Genomic DNA, 18345 nt, shown 5'->3' with positions numbered 1-18345 from the left:
CCCTTTTCTTTTGTCACGCCGCGCCGCGCAGCAGCGGCTAAGGCGAATGCTGCGCTTACTGGCGCACCGGACGCTTCGCCAGCTTGCGCTGCAGCGTGCGGCGGTGCATGTTGAGCGCTCGCGCCGTGGCGGAGATGTTGCCGCCGTGCTCGGCCAGCACTCGCTGGATGTGTTCCCATTCGAGGCGCGCAACCGAGAGCGGCGCCGGGTTTTCGATCGCAGCGTCAGCCTGCAGTGCGCTCGCGTCGCTTTGCAGTGCCGAGAGAATCATCTCGACGTTCGCCGGCTTCGCGAGGTAGTTGTCGGCGCCGTCCTTCACCGCCTGAACCGCCGTCGCGATGCTAGCGTAGCCCGTCAGCACGAGCATGCGCGCGTCGGGCTGAAGGTCGCGCAATGGCGCGACGAGCGAGAGACCCGAATCGCTGCCCAGATGCAGGTCCACCGTGATCTGTGCGAACTTCTGCTGGTTCGCGAAGCGGATCGCCTCTTCGGCGTTGTGCGCCTGCTGCACCTGGTAACCGCGTCGCGCCAGCCCACGCGTGAGAATGTCGGAGAACACCTCATCGTCGTCGATCACCAGAAAATTCATATCGCTCATGCCTGCTTCTCCGTGTTGTTAGGCGGCGCCGCGCCGGGCCGCGCCTGATCCGATACCTTAACCTGCGGCGGCCGCGTCCTGCGCACGCGTGTCCGGCGCCGCTGCCGACGCGCCGGTCTTCACCGGCACGTGCAATACGGCGCGCGTACCGCGCGACTTGTGCTCGCGACCTGCGCTCCCTGCACCACTTCCGCCGCCCGCCGCACCCGGGCCTTCGCCCGCCGCGACCGACGAAGCAACGTCGGACAGATCGATCAATCCGCCCAGCCGCGCCGCCGACGAAAACGCCAGATACAGCCCGACACCATGGCCACCCTGTGTGCTTTCCACGGGTGCCGCGCCGAGCGTGTTTCGCAGCGACGCCGGGATACCAGGCCCCGCGTCGCAGACTTCGAAATCGATATAACCCGCGCGCGCCGATGCATACGCGCGCAACGTCACGTAATCGCGGCTCGCACGCGCGGCGTTGTCCAGCAGGATAGTCAGAATCTGGCCGACTGCCACCGTGTCGTCGAGACTCAGATCGTCGGGCACATCACCCAGTTGCTCGAATTTGACGTGGGGATGGCGCAGCCGCCATTGCTCGACGAACGGACCGAGCCACTCGCTCACGGGCTGACGGGCACCCTGCGACGAGGCGCGGCTGCGCAGACGCGCAAGCGCCGACGTGCACAGCGAGATCTGCCGCTCGAGCAGGGAGATGTCGGCGACGTAAGGGGCGAGCGCCTTGTCGGTGCGCGCACAGTCGCGCAATTCCTCGGTGAGCATCGCGATGGTCGAGAGCGGCGTGCCGATCTCGTGCGCAACGGTCGCCGCCTGCACGCCGAGCGCCACCGCGCGCTCGTCGCGCAAGAGGCGCTGTTGCGCGTCGCCAAGCGCGTGGTCGCGCTGGCGCAGGGCGGTCGACATGCGCGCGACGAACCACACGATCAACCCGACGCTCACCATGAAGTTCACCCACATGCCCGCGCGATAGTAATCGAACAGGTTATTGGGGTTGTCCAGGTTGAGCGGCACGTTATCGAAGCCGAGCAGCACGTAGCAGGTCACCGCGAACGCAGCGAGCCAGCCGGTGAGATACCACGGCAGCACGGCCGCTGCAATCGCAAGCGAGGGCAGATAGAGCGAGACGAACGGATTGGTCGTGCCGCCCGACAGAAAGAGCAGCGCGGAGAGTGCGCCGAGATCGACCCAGATCTGCCCGAACAGTTCGAGATTGGACTCGGGACGATCCTGCGCGACACGCATCCAGGTGACGCCGTTGAACGCCACCTCCATCGCGATCACGAACAGCATGGCCGGCAATGGCAGACGCACGCCGAGGAAGAACTGCACGACCGCGATCGTGCAGAGTTGTCCGATGATGGCAAGGCTGCGCAGCCAGAATAGATGGCTAAGGTTGACGCGAGCACTGACGGTAATGCGATACATGGTGCCAGTTTACCTGTTCGGACGTGTCCGACCGATTATCCCTAAAAGATTCGAACCAACAGCGGCTGGCGCCCAACGCCATATCGGCAGTATGCCGGGAATACGGCGGAAGAATCGATGCCAGACAACCTACGTGGTCCGCTTCTGTTTCTATCCAACCGATAAGTTTTTTTCGATTACCTCGACGTCAAGCCGTGACCACCCACGGACCCATCGCCACACGCACGGCTCGATCCGGCAGCGGCTACGCTGCCCGCGCTGGACGCATGACGCGCTGCTGCGTTCCGTCCGTCACTATCGCTCCCGGAACCCGGGCCTGAAACCCGAAGTCTCGACCATGCGACCCGCGTTACGTCTGCGGTTGCGCGGCTCGCGCCCGAGCGAACCGCGCCCCCTGAGCGCCGGGTTCGCGCTGCAAGTCGCAGATCCGCACGCCGAAGCCGTCGAACCTTACCGTCGCACGGCGACCGCCGCCTCATTGTTCCCCGAACTTCACAACAATCTTGTAGATATATTGATTTATATCAAGCTTAGCAGTGGTGAAAATGCCCTCTGCATCGAAAATGCCGTCACCGGGCATACGGGCGGCAGTTGGGCGTGGGCCCATTTGACGTGACCGCATCCGACCGACATCGGCCTGGCACGCGCGGAACGCCAACCGGGACCGCCCGGTGTTCGCGCCACGCGACCTGCCCTCCCTCAATCGGTCCAGGGAGTCCCAGACCTGGGACGAAGCGGAACGCACATTCAGCGCACGAGCCCCCCGCTGCCCGTGGCGTCGCCCGGGCCGATTGCGGCGGGCGCGGCGGCATCAGCGAGACATTCAGGGCACAGACAGCGCCCGCGCGGATCGAGCTGGCTCGCGGGAAGCGCGGGGAGCGTGCGGCACCAGCAATCGAAGGGTTCGGTGTTCCGGCCGCAGTCGAAGGCCCGGCCGCAGCGCGGGCAGCGCGCGTGTTTCATGCCAGCGGCGGGGGTGGCGGAAGCGGTCATGGCGGCGCGCTCCTTGTGAGGCCGACTTCGGCGGTAAAGAAATGATGCCACAGCGCGTGCTGGCGACAGGGGCGGCAAGCAGAACAGGCTGGCGCGCGCTTTGCACCGCCACCGGCCTCCTCCGACCCGGCGCACCATGCACGGCCGCCGACGCTTCCGGCCGGCACACCGGCACAACTTTGCACAATGCGCCCCGCGCCGTCCCGGGGCGTCCCCGGCGAGCGCCCGTCGGCGTGCATCGCGCCGTATCGGAAGCTCGCCCGAAACCCCGATCAAAACCCTGTTGCAGCGCGCCAGTCCTGTACAATTCGGCCTGTTTCAACCGTCTTTTTCCCCGTTTTTTGCCCATTCCCGCCGCCATGTCCGAGCCCATCGACCTCTCGCAGATCGCGCCCACCCTGAAAGCAGAAATTCTGGCTGAAGCGCTGCCGTACATCCGCCAGTATCACGGCAAGACCGTCGTCATCAAGTACGGCGGCAATGCCATGACCGAAGAGCGACTCAAGCAGGGCTTCGCGCGCGATGTCATCCTGCTCAAGCTCGTGGGCATCAACCCGGTCATCGTGCACGGCGGCGGCCCGCAGATCGATCAGGCGCTCAAGAAGATCGGCAAGCAGGGCACCTTCGTCCAGGGCATGCGCGTCACCGACGAAGAAACGATGGAAGTCGTCGAGTGGGTGCTCGGCGGCGAGGTGCAGCAGGACATCGTCACGCTCATCAACCACTTCGGCGGTCATGCGGTGGGCCTGACCGGCAAGGACGGCGGCCTGATCCACGCCCGCAAGCTGATGATGCCGGACCGCGACAACCCGGGTCAGTACGTCGACATCGGCCAGGTCGGCGAAGTCGAGCAGATCAATCCGGCGGTGGTGCGGGCGCTCCAGGATGACGCGTTCATTCCGGTGATCTCGCCGATCGGCTTCGGCGAAGACGGGCTCTCGTACAACATCAACGCCGATCTGGTGGCGGGCAAGCTCGCAGTCGTGCTCAACGCCGAGAAGCTCGTGATGATGACCAACATCCCCGGCGTGATGGACAAGGCGGGCAACCTGCTCACGAATCTCTCGGCGCGCGAGATCGACGCGCTCTTCGAAGACGGCACGATCTCCGGCGGCATGCTGCCGAAGATCTCGTCGGCGCTCGACGCGGCCAAGAGCGGCGTGCGCTCGGTGCACATCATCGACGGCCGGATCGAGCATTCAGTCCTGCTCGAAATCCTGACCGAGCAGCCGTTCGGCACGATGATCCGCTCGCATTGAGGATGACGGCGACGCATTCGGCCACCCGATGCGCCGCCGAGTGGCAACCCGAGTGGCAACTTCAGAACCTCCGGCGCCCCAGCGCCGCCCGTCGCGGCGGCCCCAGGGCGCCCGGCCTCTCCCCCAACGCGCCGCACGCCACTCCACGATGACCCACACCCGAGCGCGCCAGCACCGCCCGCACCATGCGGCGCGCACGCCGGTCTGGCTCTTCGACCTCGACAACACGCTGCACGGCGCGTCGCACGCGATCTTCCCGGCCATCAACCGGGCGATGACGCAGTACATCGTCGATACGCTCGGCGTGAGCCACGACATCGCGGACCACCTGCGCACGAGTTACACGCTCCGGTACGGCGCGGCGCTGCTCGGCCTGACGCGGCACCATCCCGTCGATCCGCACGACTTCCTGAAGGTCGTCCACACGTTCCCCGATCTGCGCGCGATGCTCGTCGCCGAGCGCGGCCTCGCGCGCACGATCGCTGCGCTCCCGGGCCGCAAGATCGTGCTGACCAACGCGCCCGAGGCCTATGCGCGCGCGGTGCTCGCGGAGCTTGGCATCGAGCGGCTCTTCGAGCGCGTCGTCGCCATCGAGCACATGCGTACGCGCAGCGGCTGGCGCGCCAAGCCGGACCGCGCGATGCTGCGCGCGGCGCTGCGCCGTGCGGGTGCATCGCTTTCCGACGCCATCCTGATCGAGGACACGCGCGGCCATCTGAAACGCTACCGGCGGCTCGGCATCCAGACGGTCTGGATCACCGGACACCTGCCCGAGCGCGCGCTGACTATGCGCGCGGGCAGAAGCGGCCGTCCTCACTATGTCGATCACCGCATTCGTTCGCTAAAATCCCTACAAACGGGTCTGCAGTCAGGAAGACTGCGGCAGACGGGGTGACGACGTGACCGCTGGAATGGGATTCCGGCGGCAAGAGAAAGGGCGACATTCATGCAGCCGAGCCAGCCGACCGAAGCGCGCGATGCGGGAGTAACTGCGGTCGTAACAGCAGATCCTCCCGGCGTGGTGCAACGCACCGCACGCCCGAAACCGGGCGAACGCCGTGTCCACATTCTCCAGACGCTCGCGTCGATGCTCGAGACGCCGCGCGGCGAAAAGATCACGACTGCGGCGCTGGCCGCGCGGCTCGGCGTTTCCGAGGCGGCGCTCTATCGCCACTTCGCGAGCAAGGCCCAGATGTACGAGGGCCTCATCGATTTCATCGAGCAGACGCTCTTCGCGCTCATCAACCAGATCGTCGCCAAAGAGCCGAGCGGCGTGCTTCAGGCGCGCGCCATCGCGCTCATGCTCATCAACTTCTCCACCAAGAACGCCGGCATGACGCGCGTGCTGACCTGCGAAGCGCTCGTGGGCGAACACGAGCGGCTCGCCGAGCGCGTCAACCAGATGCTCGACCGCATCGAGGCGTCGCTGCGTCAGTGCCTGCGCGTGAGCGTCGCGGAAGGGTTGCAGGACCCGAACAAACCCGGCGCAGTGCCGCTCCCGAAGGGGTACGATCCGGCTGTGCGCGCGAATCTGGTCGTCCACTATGTGATCGGCTGCTGGCACCGTTATGCACAGAGCGGCTTCGAACGCTCGCCCGTCGAACACGCCGACGAGCAGATCCGGGTCATTCTTCAGTAAAGGAGACACCCGGCAGGCGCCCGGGCCGCAAGCGTCGGCGCAATGCGCGCTGCCGCTGCGTGCGCGGGGTCGCCGCGCGGCGAGCTCTACGCCGTCAAGCGGCCGCCACGGCAAGCGACGGCCCCGCGCCCCGCCAAAAGGAGAAGAACCGCATGAACCAGCCATTGCCGTCCGCTCCGCTGCCGTTCCTTACCGGTCTGTCCGCTCACTGGGGCTGGCTCCTCGCCCGCGGCATCGCGGCCATAGTCTTCGGCCTGGCCGCCTTCTCACTGCCCAAGCTCACTGTCATCGCGCTCGCCTACGTCTGGGGCTCCTACGCCGTCGTGGACGGCGCTTTCGCCCTGATCTACGGCGCACGCGGCGGCGGCAAGCGGCGCTGGACCTACGTCGTCGTGGGCCTCATCGGCGTAGTCGCGGGCTTCGTTGCGTTCTTCTGGCCTCGCGAGACGGCCATCATCCTCGTCCTGATCATCGGCTTCTGGGCGCTCGCCATCGGCATCTTCGAGATCATTTACGCGATCCAGTATCGTCGCGCCGTCGCGCATCCGTGGGCCGTGGGACTCTCGGGGCTGCTCTCGGCCGGCGTCGGCTTGTTCGTCGTGTTGTTTCCCGGTGCGGGCGCGCTCTCGCTGATCTGGCTGATCGCCGCCTACGCCGTGCTTTACGGCGTCTTGATGATCGTCGCCGCATTGCATCTGCGGCGCTGGCGCAAGGGGCATCCGGCGAGGAGTTGACCCGCGAGTCCACTCGCAAGATTCACCGCCGGGACACCAACGCAGCGCTCGCTGTCCCGGCCTGCTGTCTCCGCTCACGGCGGCGCGCAATGGGCGCCCCACACCGCCAGCCCACGTCCGCCACGGCCCATCCGCCGTATTGCCGTGCGCGTTTTCCGCTATACTCTGCGTTCGTTTTGAATCACTACGCGCCGATTTGCTGACTCGATTGCGGGCGCGCGAACCTGAAAGCCACCGAATGTTACGGCGCGCAGGTTCATTACAAATGCGGCTAAAGAGGTCGTCAGCCGCGCCACCCTCCTGCAATCCGCGCCCAGCCGACACCGTTTAGCCGCCCCGGAAACCCAAGGCGGAACGAATGGAATCGATCGGCATCGTCGCTCCACAAACACTGCATTTCGACGAGCCTCTGCAACTGCAGAACGGCACAGCCATTGCCGGGTACGACCTCGTGGTCGAAACCTACGGCACGCTCAACGCCGCCCGCAGCAACGCGGTGCTCGTCTGTCACGCGCTCAACGCGTCGCATCACGTCGCGGGCGTCTACGAGAACGACCCGAAAAACGTCGGCTGGTGGGACAACATGGTCGGCCCCGGCAAGCCGCTCGACACCAACCGTTTCTTCGTGATCGGCGTGAACAATCTCGGTTCGTGCTTTGGCTCCACCGGCCCGATGAGCACCGATCCCGCGACCGGTCAGCCCTACGGCGCGAAGTTTCCGGTCGTCACCGTCGAGGACTGGGTGGACGCCCAGGCGCTCGTGGCCGACCGCTTCGGAATCGAGAAGTTTGCCGCCGTGATGGGCGGCAGCCTCGGCGGAATGCAGGCGCTGGCGTGGAGCCTGCGCTATCCGGACCGGCTCGGCCACTGCATCGTCATCGCGTCGACGCCCAAGCTCTCCGCACAGAACATCGCGTTCAACGAAGTGGCGCGCTCGTCGATCCTCTCGGACCCCGACTTCCACGGCGGCGACTACTACGCGCACGGCGTAAAGCCGAAGCGCGGCCTGCGCGTCGCGCGCATGATCGGCCACATCACGTATCTCTCGGATGACGACATGGCCGAGAAATTCGGCCGCGCGCTGCGTAGAGCCGAAGGCGCTGTCGACGAATACAACTTCAGCTTCGACGTCGAGTTCGAGGTGGAGTCGTATCTGCGCTACCAGGGCGAAAAATTCGCCGACTACTTCGACGCGAACACCTACCTGCTCATCACGCGCGCGCTCGATTACTTCGACCCGGCGAAGGCGTTCGACGGCGATCTCACGAAGGCGCTCGCGCACACGAAGGCGAAGTATCTCGTGGCGAGCTTCTCGACCGACTGGCGCTTCGCGCCCGCACGCTCGCGCGAACTCGTGAAGGCGCTGCTCGACCACAAGCGCCAGGTGAGCTACGCGGAAATCGACGCGCCGCACGGCCACGATGCCTTCCTGCTCGACGACGCGCGCTATCACAACGTCATGCGCGCTTACTACGAACGTATTGCCAACGAGGTGGGCGCATGAATCCCAGCGCTTTTGTCAGTCTTTCAGCACGCGCCGACTTCCGCACGATTGCACGCTGGATCGAGCCGCGTTCGACGGTACTCGACCTCGGCTGCGGCGATGGCGCTCTGCTCTCGCTGCTCGGCGAGGAACTGGAGTGCACGGGCTACGGCATCGAGATCAACGACGCTGGGGTGCTGGCCTCCGTTCAGAACGGCATCAACGTGATCCAGCAGAATCTGGAGGACGGACTTCGCCTGTTCGAGGACGCAAGCTTCGACTTCGCGATCCTCTCCCAAACGCTGCAGACCATTCACCAGACCGCGGCGATCCTGCGCGAGACGGCGCGCGTGGGCAAGGAATGCATCGTTTCGTTCCCGAATTTCGGCTACTGGCCGCATCGGCTTTCCGTGCTGCGCGGACGCATGCCGGTTTCGAAGTCGCTGCCCTACCAGTGGCACAACACGCCGAATGTGCGTGTGCTCACGGTGAAAGATTTCGAGGCGCTCGCGCCCGAAGTGGGCATCGAAATTCTTGATCGCGCCGTGCTTCACGGCGGTCAGACCGTCCGGTGGGGCGTGAACTGGCGTGGTAGTCTTGCGGTCTATCGCGTGAAGAAAAAATGACGTCGCCTGCGGTGGCGCGCGTTTTTTCGACTCCGATCCACAAAAACCGCCGCCGCTGACGACATGCAGAATCCGCCCAACGAGGCCACCGCCCGCAACGTCCACGTTGACGCTCACGAAGAACACCCTGGCTGGCGCGCGTATCTGAACACGCACATGCTGATCTGCGTGTTCCTTGGTTTCACCTCGGGGCTGCCGCTTTTCACGCTCGTCTATCTCGTGCAGGCGTGGCTGCGTTCCGAAGGCGTGAGCCTCAAGGAAATCGGCCTCTTTGCGCTGATCCAGATTCCCTACACCTGGAAGTTCGTCTGGGCGCCGCTCATGGACCGCTACGTGCCGCGCCTTGCCGGCTGGCGTCCGGGACGCCGGCGCGGCTGGATGCTCGTCACGCAGATCCTCGTTGCGATCGCTATCGCGACGCTCGGGTTCGTCTCGCCGAAGGATTCGATCAAGATGGTGGCAGCGCTCGCCGCGCTGGTGGCGTTCTTCGGCGCAAGCCAGGACATCGCCATCGACGCCTACCGGCGCGAACTGCTCTCCGACACGCAACAGGGCCTCGGCAACGCGGTCCACGTGAACGCGTACAAGATCGCCGCGCTCGTGCCGGGGTCTCTTGCGCTGATCCTCTCCGATCACCTGCCGTGGAGCACGGTGTTCATCGTCACTGCCGCGTTCATGATTCCCGGCATGATCATGGCGCTCGTGGTGAGCGAACCCGAGGTGCAAGGCCCGCCGCCGCGTAACCTGAGCGAGGCGATCGTGCAGCCGTTCGCCGAATTCGTGCGGCGCGGCGGCTGGGGGAATGCGCTTTTCGTGCTCGCGTTCATCTTCCTTTACAAGCTCGGCGACACGATGGCCACCACGCTTTCGACGTCGTTCTTCCTCGACATCGGCTTCTCGCGCACCGAGATCGGCGTGATCGCCAAGATGACGGCGTTCGGCGCGAGCCTCGCGGGCGGCATCATCGGTGGCGTGGCGCTCGTGAAGATCGGCATTGGACGCGGGCTGTGGATCTTCGGTTTCCTGCAGATGGTCTCGACGCTCGGCTTTGCGTGGCTCGCTCAGGTCGGGCCCGACGCACCATCGCTCGCGTCGATCTACAGCGGCGTGCTCGCCGTGAGCCACGCCGTTTCGCAAGTCGCAAGCGTGTTTGGCGCGAACGTGCAGTTTTCGCTCGATCCGCGCACCGTGGCGCTCGCGCTCGTCTACGGCTTCGAGACGTTCGCCACCGGCCTCACGCTCGCCGCATTCACCGCCTACATTGCGAGCACAACCGACCCGCGCTATACCGCCACGCAGTTCGCACTCTTCACGAGTCTCGCTTCGGTGCCACGCACGCTCGCCTCGGCGGCGAGTGGTTTCCTCGTCGCGAGGATCGGCTGGTTCGACTACTTCATCGTCTGCACGGCACTCGCTGTACCGGGTATGCTCCTGCTCGTCCGCATCGCCCCGTGGAGAATCCGATCGTGACCCCGCACCAGACCGCCGCCCCGTGTGAGCGTTCGACGCCCCGCCGTCGACGCCGGGCCGGCGCACGGGCACGGGAGCTTTCGCTGACGCTCGCGGCGGTGCTGCCCGCGCTGCTCGTTCTCCACGCGCCGCAGGCGCACGCCGACGACAACAACAGCCCGCCCGTGATGATGACCATCGCGTCCGCGGTCTTGCCCACGGCGTCGCCCTCGGTATTGCCCATGGCGTCGCCTTCGCCCGCTGTGCCGCTACCGGCTAAAAGCGCCACCCAGGGCGCTGGCAATACCGCCGGCGCGAACGCGGTCACACCGCCCGCAGCTGCCCGCGCGACGCCGGGCACGAGCCGCCAGGTGCGCTTCGGTGAGGCCAGGCTATATCGCATCCTGATCCCGTCGCCGATGCTGGAGGCGCAGGCCGCCGCCGAATACGCCGAGATCGTGCGCGGCGCGGCCCACTCGGAGCGTCTCTACCCCGACAGCGATCCACACGTACAACGCGTGCGCTTCATGGTCGACCGGCTCGCGCCTTACGCGCAGAAGTGGAGCGATCGGGTCAAGAACTGGAAATGGGAAGCGGCGGTGGTCCGTTCGCCGGATATCCGGATGTACTGCCTGCCGGGCGGCAAGATCGTGGTGTACGGCGGCCTGCTCGACCGAGTGAAGCTCAACGACCACGAATTCGGCATGCTGCTCGGTCACGAGATCGCGCATGCGTTACGCGAGCACGTGCGCGAGCGTCTCGGCGCACAGCAGGCAGCGCAGATCGAGGCCGGCACGGTGCCGCAACTGTTTGGTCTCGCCGATCTGGGCGTATTTCCGCTGGGCGTCGGCTCGCAACTTGTCGAAATGCGCTACGGCCGCGCCGATGAAACCGAAGCCGACGTGATCGGCAGTGACATCGCGTCTCGTGCGGGCTTCGATCCGCGTGCGGCGCTCACGGGCTGGGACAAGCTCGGCCTGGCCACGAAGAGCGACCGCGGCGATGGCTTCGTCTACGTGCATCCGTACACGAACGCGCGCCGCGCCGACCTCTACAAGCGCCTGCCCGACATGATGCCGCTCTACGCGAAGTCGATCGGCATGCCGCTCAACACGGTGCCCGACTACGCGGGCATCCCCGTGCCGCAGCGGCGCAAGCTTGTGGAGCCCTGACGCTCAGCGCTTGATCTTGTAGTCGTAGTCGATGGTGAGCGGCGCGTGGTCGCTGAATTTGATGTCCTTGAAGATCGACGTGCGCTTTGCGGTGGCCGCGATGCCCGGCGTAGCGATCTCGTAGTCGATTCGCCACCCCACGTTCTTCGCATACGCCTGGCCGCGGTTGCTCCACCAGGTGTACTGCTCGGCACGCGTGTCTAGCGTGCGGAACACGTCGACGTAACCGACGTCGTCAAAAAGCTTCGTGAGCCACGCGCGCTCTTCGGGCAGGCAGCCGGAGTTCTTCTGATTGCCCTTCCAGTTCTTGATGTCGATTTCCTTGTGGACGATGTTCACATCGCCGCACACGACCACCTCGCGCCCCTCGCTCTTGAGTTCGGCGAGATGCGGCATGAACTCATCCATGAAGCGGTATTTCGCCTCCTGGCGCTCCTCGCCGCTCGAGCCCGACGGCACGTAGACCGACACGATCGAAAGCTTGCCGAAGCGCGCCTCGACGTAGCGTCCCTCGGGATCGAACTCCGCGCTGCCGAAACCGATGATCACGTCGTCCGGTTCATGTCGCGTATAGAGGCCCGCGCCGCTATAGCCCTTCTTCACCGCATGCTGGAAATAGCCCTTGAAATCGTGGGGCGCGAGGAATTCGGGCGTCATGTCGTCCTGCGAGCATTTGATTTCCTGCACGCACAGCACGTCGGCCTTCTGCTCGCCGAACCACTCGAAGAAGCCCTTCTTCGACGCCGAGCGGATGCCATTGAGGTTCGCGGTAATCACACGCAACATATCTTGTTTCCTTTTTGGTTTGCGTCGCCCCGCGCCGCGGCGCGGAGGCATCGTCGTCGACTGACGGCCTAGTCGATCTTGAGGCCGTTCAGTTCTTCTTTCGCCGGCGGGAATGCGAGCTTGAGGTTTTCCAGCGCGCGCAACAACAGTTCCGCGACCATCACGTTGCGATGCGACTTCGAATCCGCCGGAATCACGTACCACGGCGCGTATTCCGTGGAGGTGGCCGCGAGCACGTCGCGATAGGCGGCCTGATAGGCGTCCCATCGATTGCGCGCTTCGAGGTCGGAGAGATCGAACTTCCAGTGCTTGGTCGGATCGTCGATCCGCGCCTGGATGCGGTTCCGCTGTTCGTCCTTCGAGATGTGCAGCATGCACTTGATGATCGTCGTGCCGGTCTCCGAGAGCATCGCCTCGAATTCGCGGATCTGGCGATAGCGCCGTTCCCACTCGTCCGGGCCGATCTGCCCGATCACGCGCGGCACGAGCACGTCTTCGTAGTGGCTGCGGTTGAAGATGGCCAGTTCGCCCGCCGAAGGCACCTGCAAATGCACGCGCCAGAGAAAGTCGCGTGCGGATTCGATGGGCGTGGGCGCGCGAAACGCCACGATGCGCAAGCCCAGCGGATCGACGTCCTGAAAGACGCCGCGGATTGTGCCGTCCTTACCGCTCGTGTCCATGCCCTGCAGCACGAGCAATACGCGCCGATAGTGCTGCGCATGCAGGCGCTCCTGCTGCACGTCGATCTTCGCGCCGATTTCGGCGAGACGGTCGCGGTCGCTGGTCTTGCTGCCTGTCGTGAACGGCTTGGCCGACGGATCGATCGCATCGAGGGCGAACTTCGCGGCGCGCTTGTCGGTGAAGTACGGAACGCGGTAATCGTCGAGACTCTGGGGCTTCAACATGCCGTGGTTCTCCTCTGTCGATCGGAGTTGGTGCAGTCGCACTCACTCCGCTCCCATGCACCGCAGTCCACCGGAGCCTCAAACAGCAGGGCGGCATCGCGCGGCCCGCGCGACGCCGTCCTGCAAAGGCGCACTCAACCGCGCACTCAGGACAGCTTCTTCTTCAGCAGCTCATTGACCTGCTGCGGATTCGCCTTGCCCTTCGTTGCCTTCATCGCCTGGCCGATCAGCGCATTGAACGCCTTCTCCTTGCCCGCGCGGAACTCTTCCACCGACTTCTGGTTCGCCGCAAGCACCTCGTCGATGATCGCTTCGAGCGCGCCGGTGTCGGAGATCTGCTTGAGGCCCTTCGCTTCGATGATGCGGTCGGCGGCCGCTTCGTCCGAAGCCTTTTCGTCCCACATCGCAAGAAACACTTCCTTGGCGATCTTGTTAGAGATCGTGCCGTCGGCGATACGTTGCAGCAACAGCGCGAGCTGCGCGGCGGTGACCGGCGACGCGTCGATTTCGAGGCCTTCGCGGTTCAACTGCGACGAGACTTCGCCCATCAGCCAGTTCGCGGCGACCTTCGCCTGCGCGGCACCGGCCTTTTCGACCACGGCCTCGAAGTACGACGCCATCGCCTTGCTCGACGTGAGCACGGTCGCATCGTACGGCGTCACACCGTACTGTTCGACGAAGCGCACCTGCATCGACGCGGGCAGTTCAGGCATCTCGCCCTTCACGCGCTCGACCCACGCCGAATCGATCACGAGCGGCATCAAATCGGGATCGGGGAAATAGCGGTAATCGTGCGCATCTTCCTTGCTGCGCATCGAGCGCGTCTCGCGCTTGTCCGGGTCGTAGAGGCGCGTTTCCTGCACGACGGTGCCGCCGTCCTCGATCAGCTCGATCTGGCGACGCACTTCGAACAGGATCGCTTCTTCGAGGAAGCGGAACGAGTTCAGGTTCTTGATCTCGGCGCGCGTGCCGAATTCCTTCTGCCCGACTGGACGCACGGAGACGTTCGCATCGCAGCGGAACGAACCTTCCTGCATGTTGCCGTCGCAGATGCCGAGCCACATCACGAGGCTGTGCAGCGCCTTCGCGTAGGCCACGGCTTCGGCGGCGCTGCGCATTTCCGGCTCGGTGACGATTTCGAGCAGCGGTGTGCCCGCGCGGTTCAGGTCGATGCCGGTCATGCCCGCGAAGTCTTCGTGCAGCGACTTGCCCGCATCCTCTTCGAGGTGCGCGCGCGTCAGATTGACGGTCTTCTCGTAGGCTTCCTTGCCGGCCTTCTCGTTGGCCGGCACCTGGATCGTGATCTGACCGCCCTGCACGACCGGAATCTCGTACTGGCTGATCTGATAGCCCTTCGGCAGATCCGGATAGAAGTAGTTCTTGCGCGCGAAGATGCTGCGCGGCGCGATCGTCGCGCCGATCGAGAGACCGAAGCGGATCGCGCGCTCGACGGCGCCGCGGTTCATCACGGGCAGCACGCCCGGCAGCGCGAGATCGACGGGGCAGGCTTGCGTGTTGGCGTCGGCGCCGAACTGCGTCGAGGCGCCCGAGAAGATCTTCGACGCCGTCGACAACTGCGCGTGCGTCTCAAGACCGATAACGACTTCCCATTGTGTTGCCATGTTCACACCCCTGCCGGTGCCTTGCGATGCCAGTCGGTCGCGCGCTGGAAAGCGTCGGCGACCTGCAGCATGCGGGCCTCGTTGAAATAGTTGCCGACGATCTGCAGACCGACCGGACGCTGCGCGTTCGCCCCGGCACCGAAGCCGCACGGCACGCTCATGCCGGGCAGGCCGGCGAGGCTCGTCGAAAGCGTGTACACGTCCGCGAGATACATCTGCACAGGATCGTCGCCCTTCGCGCCGATGTCCCACGCGACGCTCGGCGCAACCGGCCCCATGATGACGTCGCACTGTTTGAACGCTTCCTGGAAGTCCTGCGCAATGATGCGGCGGATCTTCTGCGCCTGGAGGTAGTACGCGTCGTAGTAGCCGTGCGAAAGCACGTAGGTGCCGACAAGAATCCGGCGCTTCACTTCAGGGCCGAACCCTTCGGCGCGCGACTTCTTGTACATGTCGAGCAGGTCGCGATATTCGGCTGCGCGATGGCCATAGCGAACGCCATCGAAACGCGAAAGGTTCGACGAGGCTTCGGCAGGCGCGATCACGTAGTAGACGGGGATCGACAGTTCGGTCTTCGGCAGCGTCACTTCGACCAGCGTGGCCCCGAGCGATTCGTACACCTTGAGCGCCGCATCGACGGCCGCGCGAACGTCGGCAGACAGGCCCGCGCCGAAGTATTCCTTCGGCAGGCCAATGCGCAGGCCGGCGAGCGGCTTGTCCGCCGTTGCATCGGCGCCCCACGTCTTGCCGAGGTGGCGCGTGTAGTCTTCGGCATCACGCTCGAGGCTCGTCGAGTCGCGCTCGTCGAAGCCTACCATCGCGTTGAGCAGAAGGCCGCAGTCGGCGGCGCTTTGTGCCATCGGGCCGCCCTGATCGAGCGATGAGGCGAACGCGATCATGCCGTAGCGCGACACGCGGCCATAGGTCGGCTTGATGCCGGTGATGCCCGAGAACGACGCGGGCTGACGGATCGAGCCGCCCGTGTCCGTGCCGGTTGCGGCGGGCGCGAGGCGCGCGGCCACGGCTGCCGCCGAGCCGCCCGACGAGCCGCCCGGCACCGCCTTCTGATCCCACGGGTTCTTCACCGCGCCGAAATGCGAGTTCTCGTTGGACGAGCCCATCGCGAATTCGTCCATGTTGGTCTTGCCGAGGCAGACCATGCCCGCGCGCTCGAGCCGGTCGACGACCGTTGCGTCGAATGGGCTCACGTAGTTTTCGAGCATCTTCGAGCCGGCCGTCGAGCGCCAGCCGCGCGTGACGAACACGTCCTTGTGCGCGAGCGGCAGGCCGAGCAGCGCACCGGTTTCGCCCGCGGCGAGGCGCGCGTCGGCGGCCTTGGCCTGCGCGAGCGTCAGTTCCGGGTTGACGTCGACAAACGCGTTCAGACCCTTATGCGCGTCGATTCGCCCCAGATAAAGCTGGGCCAGCTCGACTGCGGAGCATTCCTTCGCAGCCAGCGCGGCGCGCAGTTCGGTCAAGCTTTTTTCATGCATTGCGTGGTTCCTGGAAGAACATGGCGGCAGCGCCCCTTACTGTGTTTCCTGCGTGCGCGGCGCCGTCATCCGGGGCGCCGCACCGAACCGTCAGGCCGCGCCCCGTGAGATCGGGGGAGCCGTCGCGCGCCACCTGCAGCTCACAGGCGGGCGGCGACGGGAAAATCGACGCGTTATTCGATCACGCGCGGCACGAGGTACAGACCGTCCTGCACCGCGGGCGCCGGGCGTTGCAGCGCATTGCGGTCGACCACTTCGGTCACGGCATCCGCGCGCAGGCGCAGCGCCACGTCCTCGATCTGCTCGATCGGGTGCGCGAGCGGCGCGATGCCGGTCGTGTCGACGGCCTGCATCTGCTCGACGAGACCGAAAAAATCGTTCAGTTGGACGAGCGTGTTGCCGGCTTCGGCGTCGGCCAGTTCGAGGCGCGCGAGATGCGCGATTCGCTTCACATCGTTCAGGGTCAGGGCCATACGGTCACCGGAAAAGAGGACTGTTACTACAGCCATCGCGGCATTGTCTGAAAAACAGTGCTGCAACAGCGGTTTATCGCGCCGGATCCGGCGTTCGAATAAAGCTTCGGCATCGTCAAAAACTGCCTTCCGGATCCTGTAAAACAGGCAAAATTATAAGGTATCATTACGCGTTCGACCCAAACCCGGACCGCCTTGCGTCTGCCTTTCGTTGGTTGCGCGTAGTACTTCGCGAACTTGAAGGGTCTAAACCGGGACCCTGATAGGTCTCGAGAGGCGCGAAGGGCGCGATGGGCGTAATGCGGTTGTCGCAACGCGATTGGCGCAATGCGTTTGGCGCAGTCTGTTTAGCGCAAGACGGGGCACGCTGGGCACGCCGCCAGGCTGCCTCCGGTACCCATCCCCGCAGTGTCAGGTTCATCGAGGCGCGCTTGGCTCAAACGGCGCGCCCGGCCTGGGGCTGTAATTTTTTCCGCTGCCGTCCTTGACCCGCTTAATGCGAAGGTCGGCTACAAGCGAGACAGGATTTTTGAATGTTCGGTTTTCTGCGTAGCTACTTCTCCAACGATCTCGCGATCGACCTTGGCACCGCCAACACGCTCATCTACATGCGCGGCAAGGGCATCGTTCTCGACGAACCCTCGGTCGTTTCGATCCGCCAGGAAGGCGGCCCGAACGGCAAGAAGACAATTCAGGCAGTCGGCAAGGAAGCCAAGCAGATGCTCGGCAAGGTGCCGGGCAACATCGAGGCGATCCGCCCGATGAAGGACGGCGTGATCGCCGACTTCACGGTGACCGAGCAGATGATCAAGCAGTTCATCAAGAGCGCTCACGAATCGCGCATGTTCTCGCCGTCGCCGCGCATCATCATCTGCGTGCCGTGCGGTTCGACCCAGGTCGAGCGCCGCGCGATCAAGGAAGCCGCGCACGGTGCGGGCGCTTCGCAGGTCTACCTGATCGAAGAGCCGATGGCCGCTGCAATCGGCGCGGGCCTGCCGGTGTCGGAAGCCACGGGTTCGATGGTCGTCGACATCGGCGGCGGCACGACGGAAGTCGGCGTGATCTCGCTCGGCGGCATCGTCTATAAGGGTTCGGTGCGCGTCGGCGGTGACAAGTTCGACGAGGCCATCGTCAACTACATCCGCCGCAACTACGGCATGCTGATCGGCGAACAGACTGCCGAAGCCATCAAGAAGGAAATCGGTTCGGCCTTCCCCGGCTCCGAAGTCAAGGAAATGGAAGTGAAGGGTCGCAACCTGTCGGAAGGCATCCCGCGCAGCTTCACGATTTCGAGCAACGAGATCCTGGAAGCCCTCACCGATCCGCTGAACCAGATCGTCTCGTCGGTGAAGATCGCGCTCGAGCAGACGCCGCCGGAACTCGGCGCCGACATCGCCGAGCGCGGCATGATGCTCACGGGCGGCGGCGCGCTGTTGCGCGATCTGGACCGCCTGCTCGCGGAAGAAACCGGCTTGCCGGTGCTCGTCGCCGAAGACCCGCTTACCTGCGTCGTGCGCGGGTCGGGTATGGCGCTCGAGCGCATGGACAAGCTCGGCAGCATCTTCTCCTACGAGTAAGCACCGGCCCCCATGCAAGCGGCGCGGCACACAACGGCATGGCGGCTAGCCCGCCGCTCCATGCCTGGAACCGCCCGCTGAACGGCGCCCCTTGAGACGCCACCG

18 protein-coding genes are annotated in these 18345 nt (G+C 65.0%); 10 read left to right on the top strand and 8 right to left on the bottom strand.

Annotated elements, in window-relative coordinates:
- Positions 1 to 55 precede the first annotated feature (55 nt).
- Together L0U80_RS00435 and L0U80_RS00430 are read right to left on the bottom strand one after the other, a co-directional pair.
- The gene (locus tag L0U80_RS00435; protein ID WP_233861742.1) at positions 56 to 598 is read right to left on the bottom strand and encodes a response regulator transcription factor; all 543 of its coding nucleotides are present in this window, start codon (positions 596 to 598) and stop codon (positions 56 to 58) included.
- A gap of 57 nt (positions 599 to 655) precedes the next feature.
- Positions 656 to 2029: an ATP-binding protein gene (locus L0U80_RS00430; RefSeq protein WP_233861740.1), complete on the bottom strand. Its 1374-nt coding sequence runs from the start codon at positions 2027 to 2029 to the stop codon at positions 656 to 658.
- Between L0U80_RS00430 and L0U80_RS00425 the strand changes: the two genes are divergently transcribed.
- Positions 2028 to 2645 (top strand): hypothetical protein, encoded by a 618-nt coding sequence (locus L0U80_RS00425; RefSeq protein WP_233861738.1) that lies wholly within the window; start codon positions 2028 to 2030, stop codon positions 2643 to 2645. The two genes, L0U80_RS00430 and L0U80_RS00425, sit on opposite strands and share 2 nt — an antisense overlap.
- A 131-nt stretch (positions 2646 to 2776) precedes the next feature.
- Here the strand turns inward: L0U80_RS00425 and L0U80_RS00420 are convergent, their stop codons facing one another.
- A complete protein-coding gene (locus L0U80_RS00420) occupies positions 2777 to 3022 on the bottom strand; it encodes a cysteine-rich CWC family protein (protein ID WP_233861736.1) in 246 nt (81 codons plus the stop codon).
- A gap of 359 nt (positions 3023 to 3381) precedes the next feature.
- On the opposite strand from L0U80_RS00420, the gene argB reads away from it, so the two are divergent.
- From argB to L0U80_RS00380, 8 genes are all read left to right on the top strand, one after another.
- Positions 3382 to 4281 (top strand): acetylglutamate kinase, encoded by a 900-nt coding sequence (gene argB, locus L0U80_RS00415; RefSeq protein ID WP_124152914.1) that lies wholly within the window; start codon positions 3382 to 3384, stop codon positions 4279 to 4281.
- Positions 4282 to 4429: 148 nt separating this feature from the next.
- Entirely contained in the window at positions 4430 to 5176 is a 747-nt protein-coding gene (locus L0U80_RS00410) for a pyrimidine 5'-nucleotidase (protein ID WP_233861734.1), read from the top strand.
- 51 nt (positions 5177 to 5227) lie between these two features.
- Positions 5228 to 5920: a nucleoid occlusion factor SlmA gene (gene slmA, locus L0U80_RS00405; protein ID WP_233861732.1), complete on the top strand. Its 693-nt coding sequence runs from the start codon at positions 5228 to 5230 to the stop codon at positions 5918 to 5920.
- Positions 5921 to 6072: 152 nt separating this feature from the next.
- The gene (locus L0U80_RS00400; protein ID WP_233861730.1) at positions 6073 to 6654 is read left to right on the top strand and encodes an HdeD family acid-resistance protein; all 582 of its coding nucleotides are present in this window, start codon (positions 6073 to 6075) and stop codon (positions 6652 to 6654) included.
- A 358-nt stretch (positions 6655 to 7012) separates the two neighbouring features.
- Positions 7013 to 8158 carry a homoserine O-succinyltransferase MetX gene (gene metX / locus L0U80_RS00395; RefSeq protein ID WP_233861727.1) on the top strand — a complete coding sequence of 382 codons (1146 nt, stop codon included), beginning with the start codon at positions 7013 to 7015 and terminating at the stop codon, positions 8156 to 8158.
- Positions 8155 to 8763 (top strand): methionine biosynthesis protein MetW, encoded by a 609-nt coding sequence (gene metW, locus L0U80_RS00390; protein WP_233861725.1) that lies wholly within the window; start codon positions 8155 to 8157, stop codon positions 8761 to 8763. Before metX ends, metW begins: the two co-directional genes overlap by 4 nt.
- A gap of 63 nt (positions 8764 to 8826) precedes the next feature.
- A complete protein-coding gene (locus tag L0U80_RS00385; RefSeq protein WP_233861723.1) occupies positions 8827 to 10233 on the top strand; it encodes an AmpG family muropeptide MFS transporter in 1407 nt (468 codons plus the stop codon).
- A complete protein-coding gene (locus L0U80_RS00380) occupies positions 10230 to 11384 on the top strand; it encodes a M48 family metallopeptidase (protein ID WP_233861721.1) in 1155 nt (384 codons plus the stop codon). Before L0U80_RS00385 ends, L0U80_RS00380 begins: the two co-directional genes overlap by 4 nt.
- A gap of 3 nt (positions 11385 to 11387) precedes the next feature.
- On the opposite strand, the gene L0U80_RS00375 is transcribed toward L0U80_RS00380, so the two are convergent.
- The 5 genes from L0U80_RS00375 to gatC all read right to left on the bottom strand — a co-directional run bounded on the left by L0U80_RS00375 (position 11388) and on the right by gatC (position 16663).
- Positions 11388 to 12170, bottom strand: a complete 783-nt coding sequence (locus L0U80_RS00375; protein WP_233861719.1) for an exodeoxyribonuclease III — start codon at positions 12168 to 12170, stop codon at positions 11388 to 11390.
- A 68-nt stretch (positions 12171 to 12238) separates the two neighbouring features.
- Positions 12239 to 13075, bottom strand: a complete 837-nt coding sequence (locus L0U80_RS00370) for a PPK2 family polyphosphate kinase (protein WP_233861717.1) — start codon at positions 13073 to 13075, stop codon at positions 12239 to 12241.
- 146 nt (positions 13076 to 13221) lie between these two features.
- Positions 13222 to 14697: an Asp-tRNA(Asn)/Glu-tRNA(Gln) amidotransferase subunit GatB gene (gene gatB, locus L0U80_RS00365; RefSeq protein WP_233861715.1), complete on the bottom strand. Its 1476-nt coding sequence runs from the start codon at positions 14695 to 14697 to the stop codon at positions 13222 to 13224.
- Positions 14698 to 14699: 2 nt separating this feature from the next.
- Positions 14700 to 16190 carry an Asp-tRNA(Asn)/Glu-tRNA(Gln) amidotransferase subunit GatA gene (gene gatA, locus L0U80_RS00360; protein ID WP_233861713.1) on the bottom strand — a complete coding sequence of 497 codons (1491 nt, stop codon included), beginning with the start codon at positions 16188 to 16190 and terminating at the stop codon, positions 14700 to 14702.
- A gap of 173 nt (positions 16191 to 16363) precedes the next feature.
- A complete protein-coding gene (gene gatC, locus L0U80_RS00355; protein ID WP_233861711.1) occupies positions 16364 to 16663 on the bottom strand; it encodes an Asp-tRNA(Asn)/Glu-tRNA(Gln) amidotransferase subunit GatC in 300 nt (99 codons plus the stop codon).
- A 533-nt stretch (positions 16664 to 17196) separates the two neighbouring features.
- Here gatC and L0U80_RS00350 point away from each other — a divergent pair.
- Positions 17197 to 18240, top strand: coding sequence for a rod shape-determining protein (locus L0U80_RS00350; protein ID WP_124152902.1), 1044 nt, complete (start codon positions 17197 to 17199; stop codon positions 18238 to 18240).
- Positions 18241 to 18345: the final 105 nt, after the last annotated feature.

It is taken from the genome of Paraburkholderia adhaesiva (assembly GCF_021390575.1).
Classification (GTDB): Bacteria; Pseudomonadota; Gammaproteobacteria; order Burkholderiales; family Burkholderiaceae; genus Paraburkholderia; species Paraburkholderia adhaesiva.
Note: the sequence above shows the minus strand (reverse complement) of the source record. Positions and strands in the feature narration are given on the sequence as shown.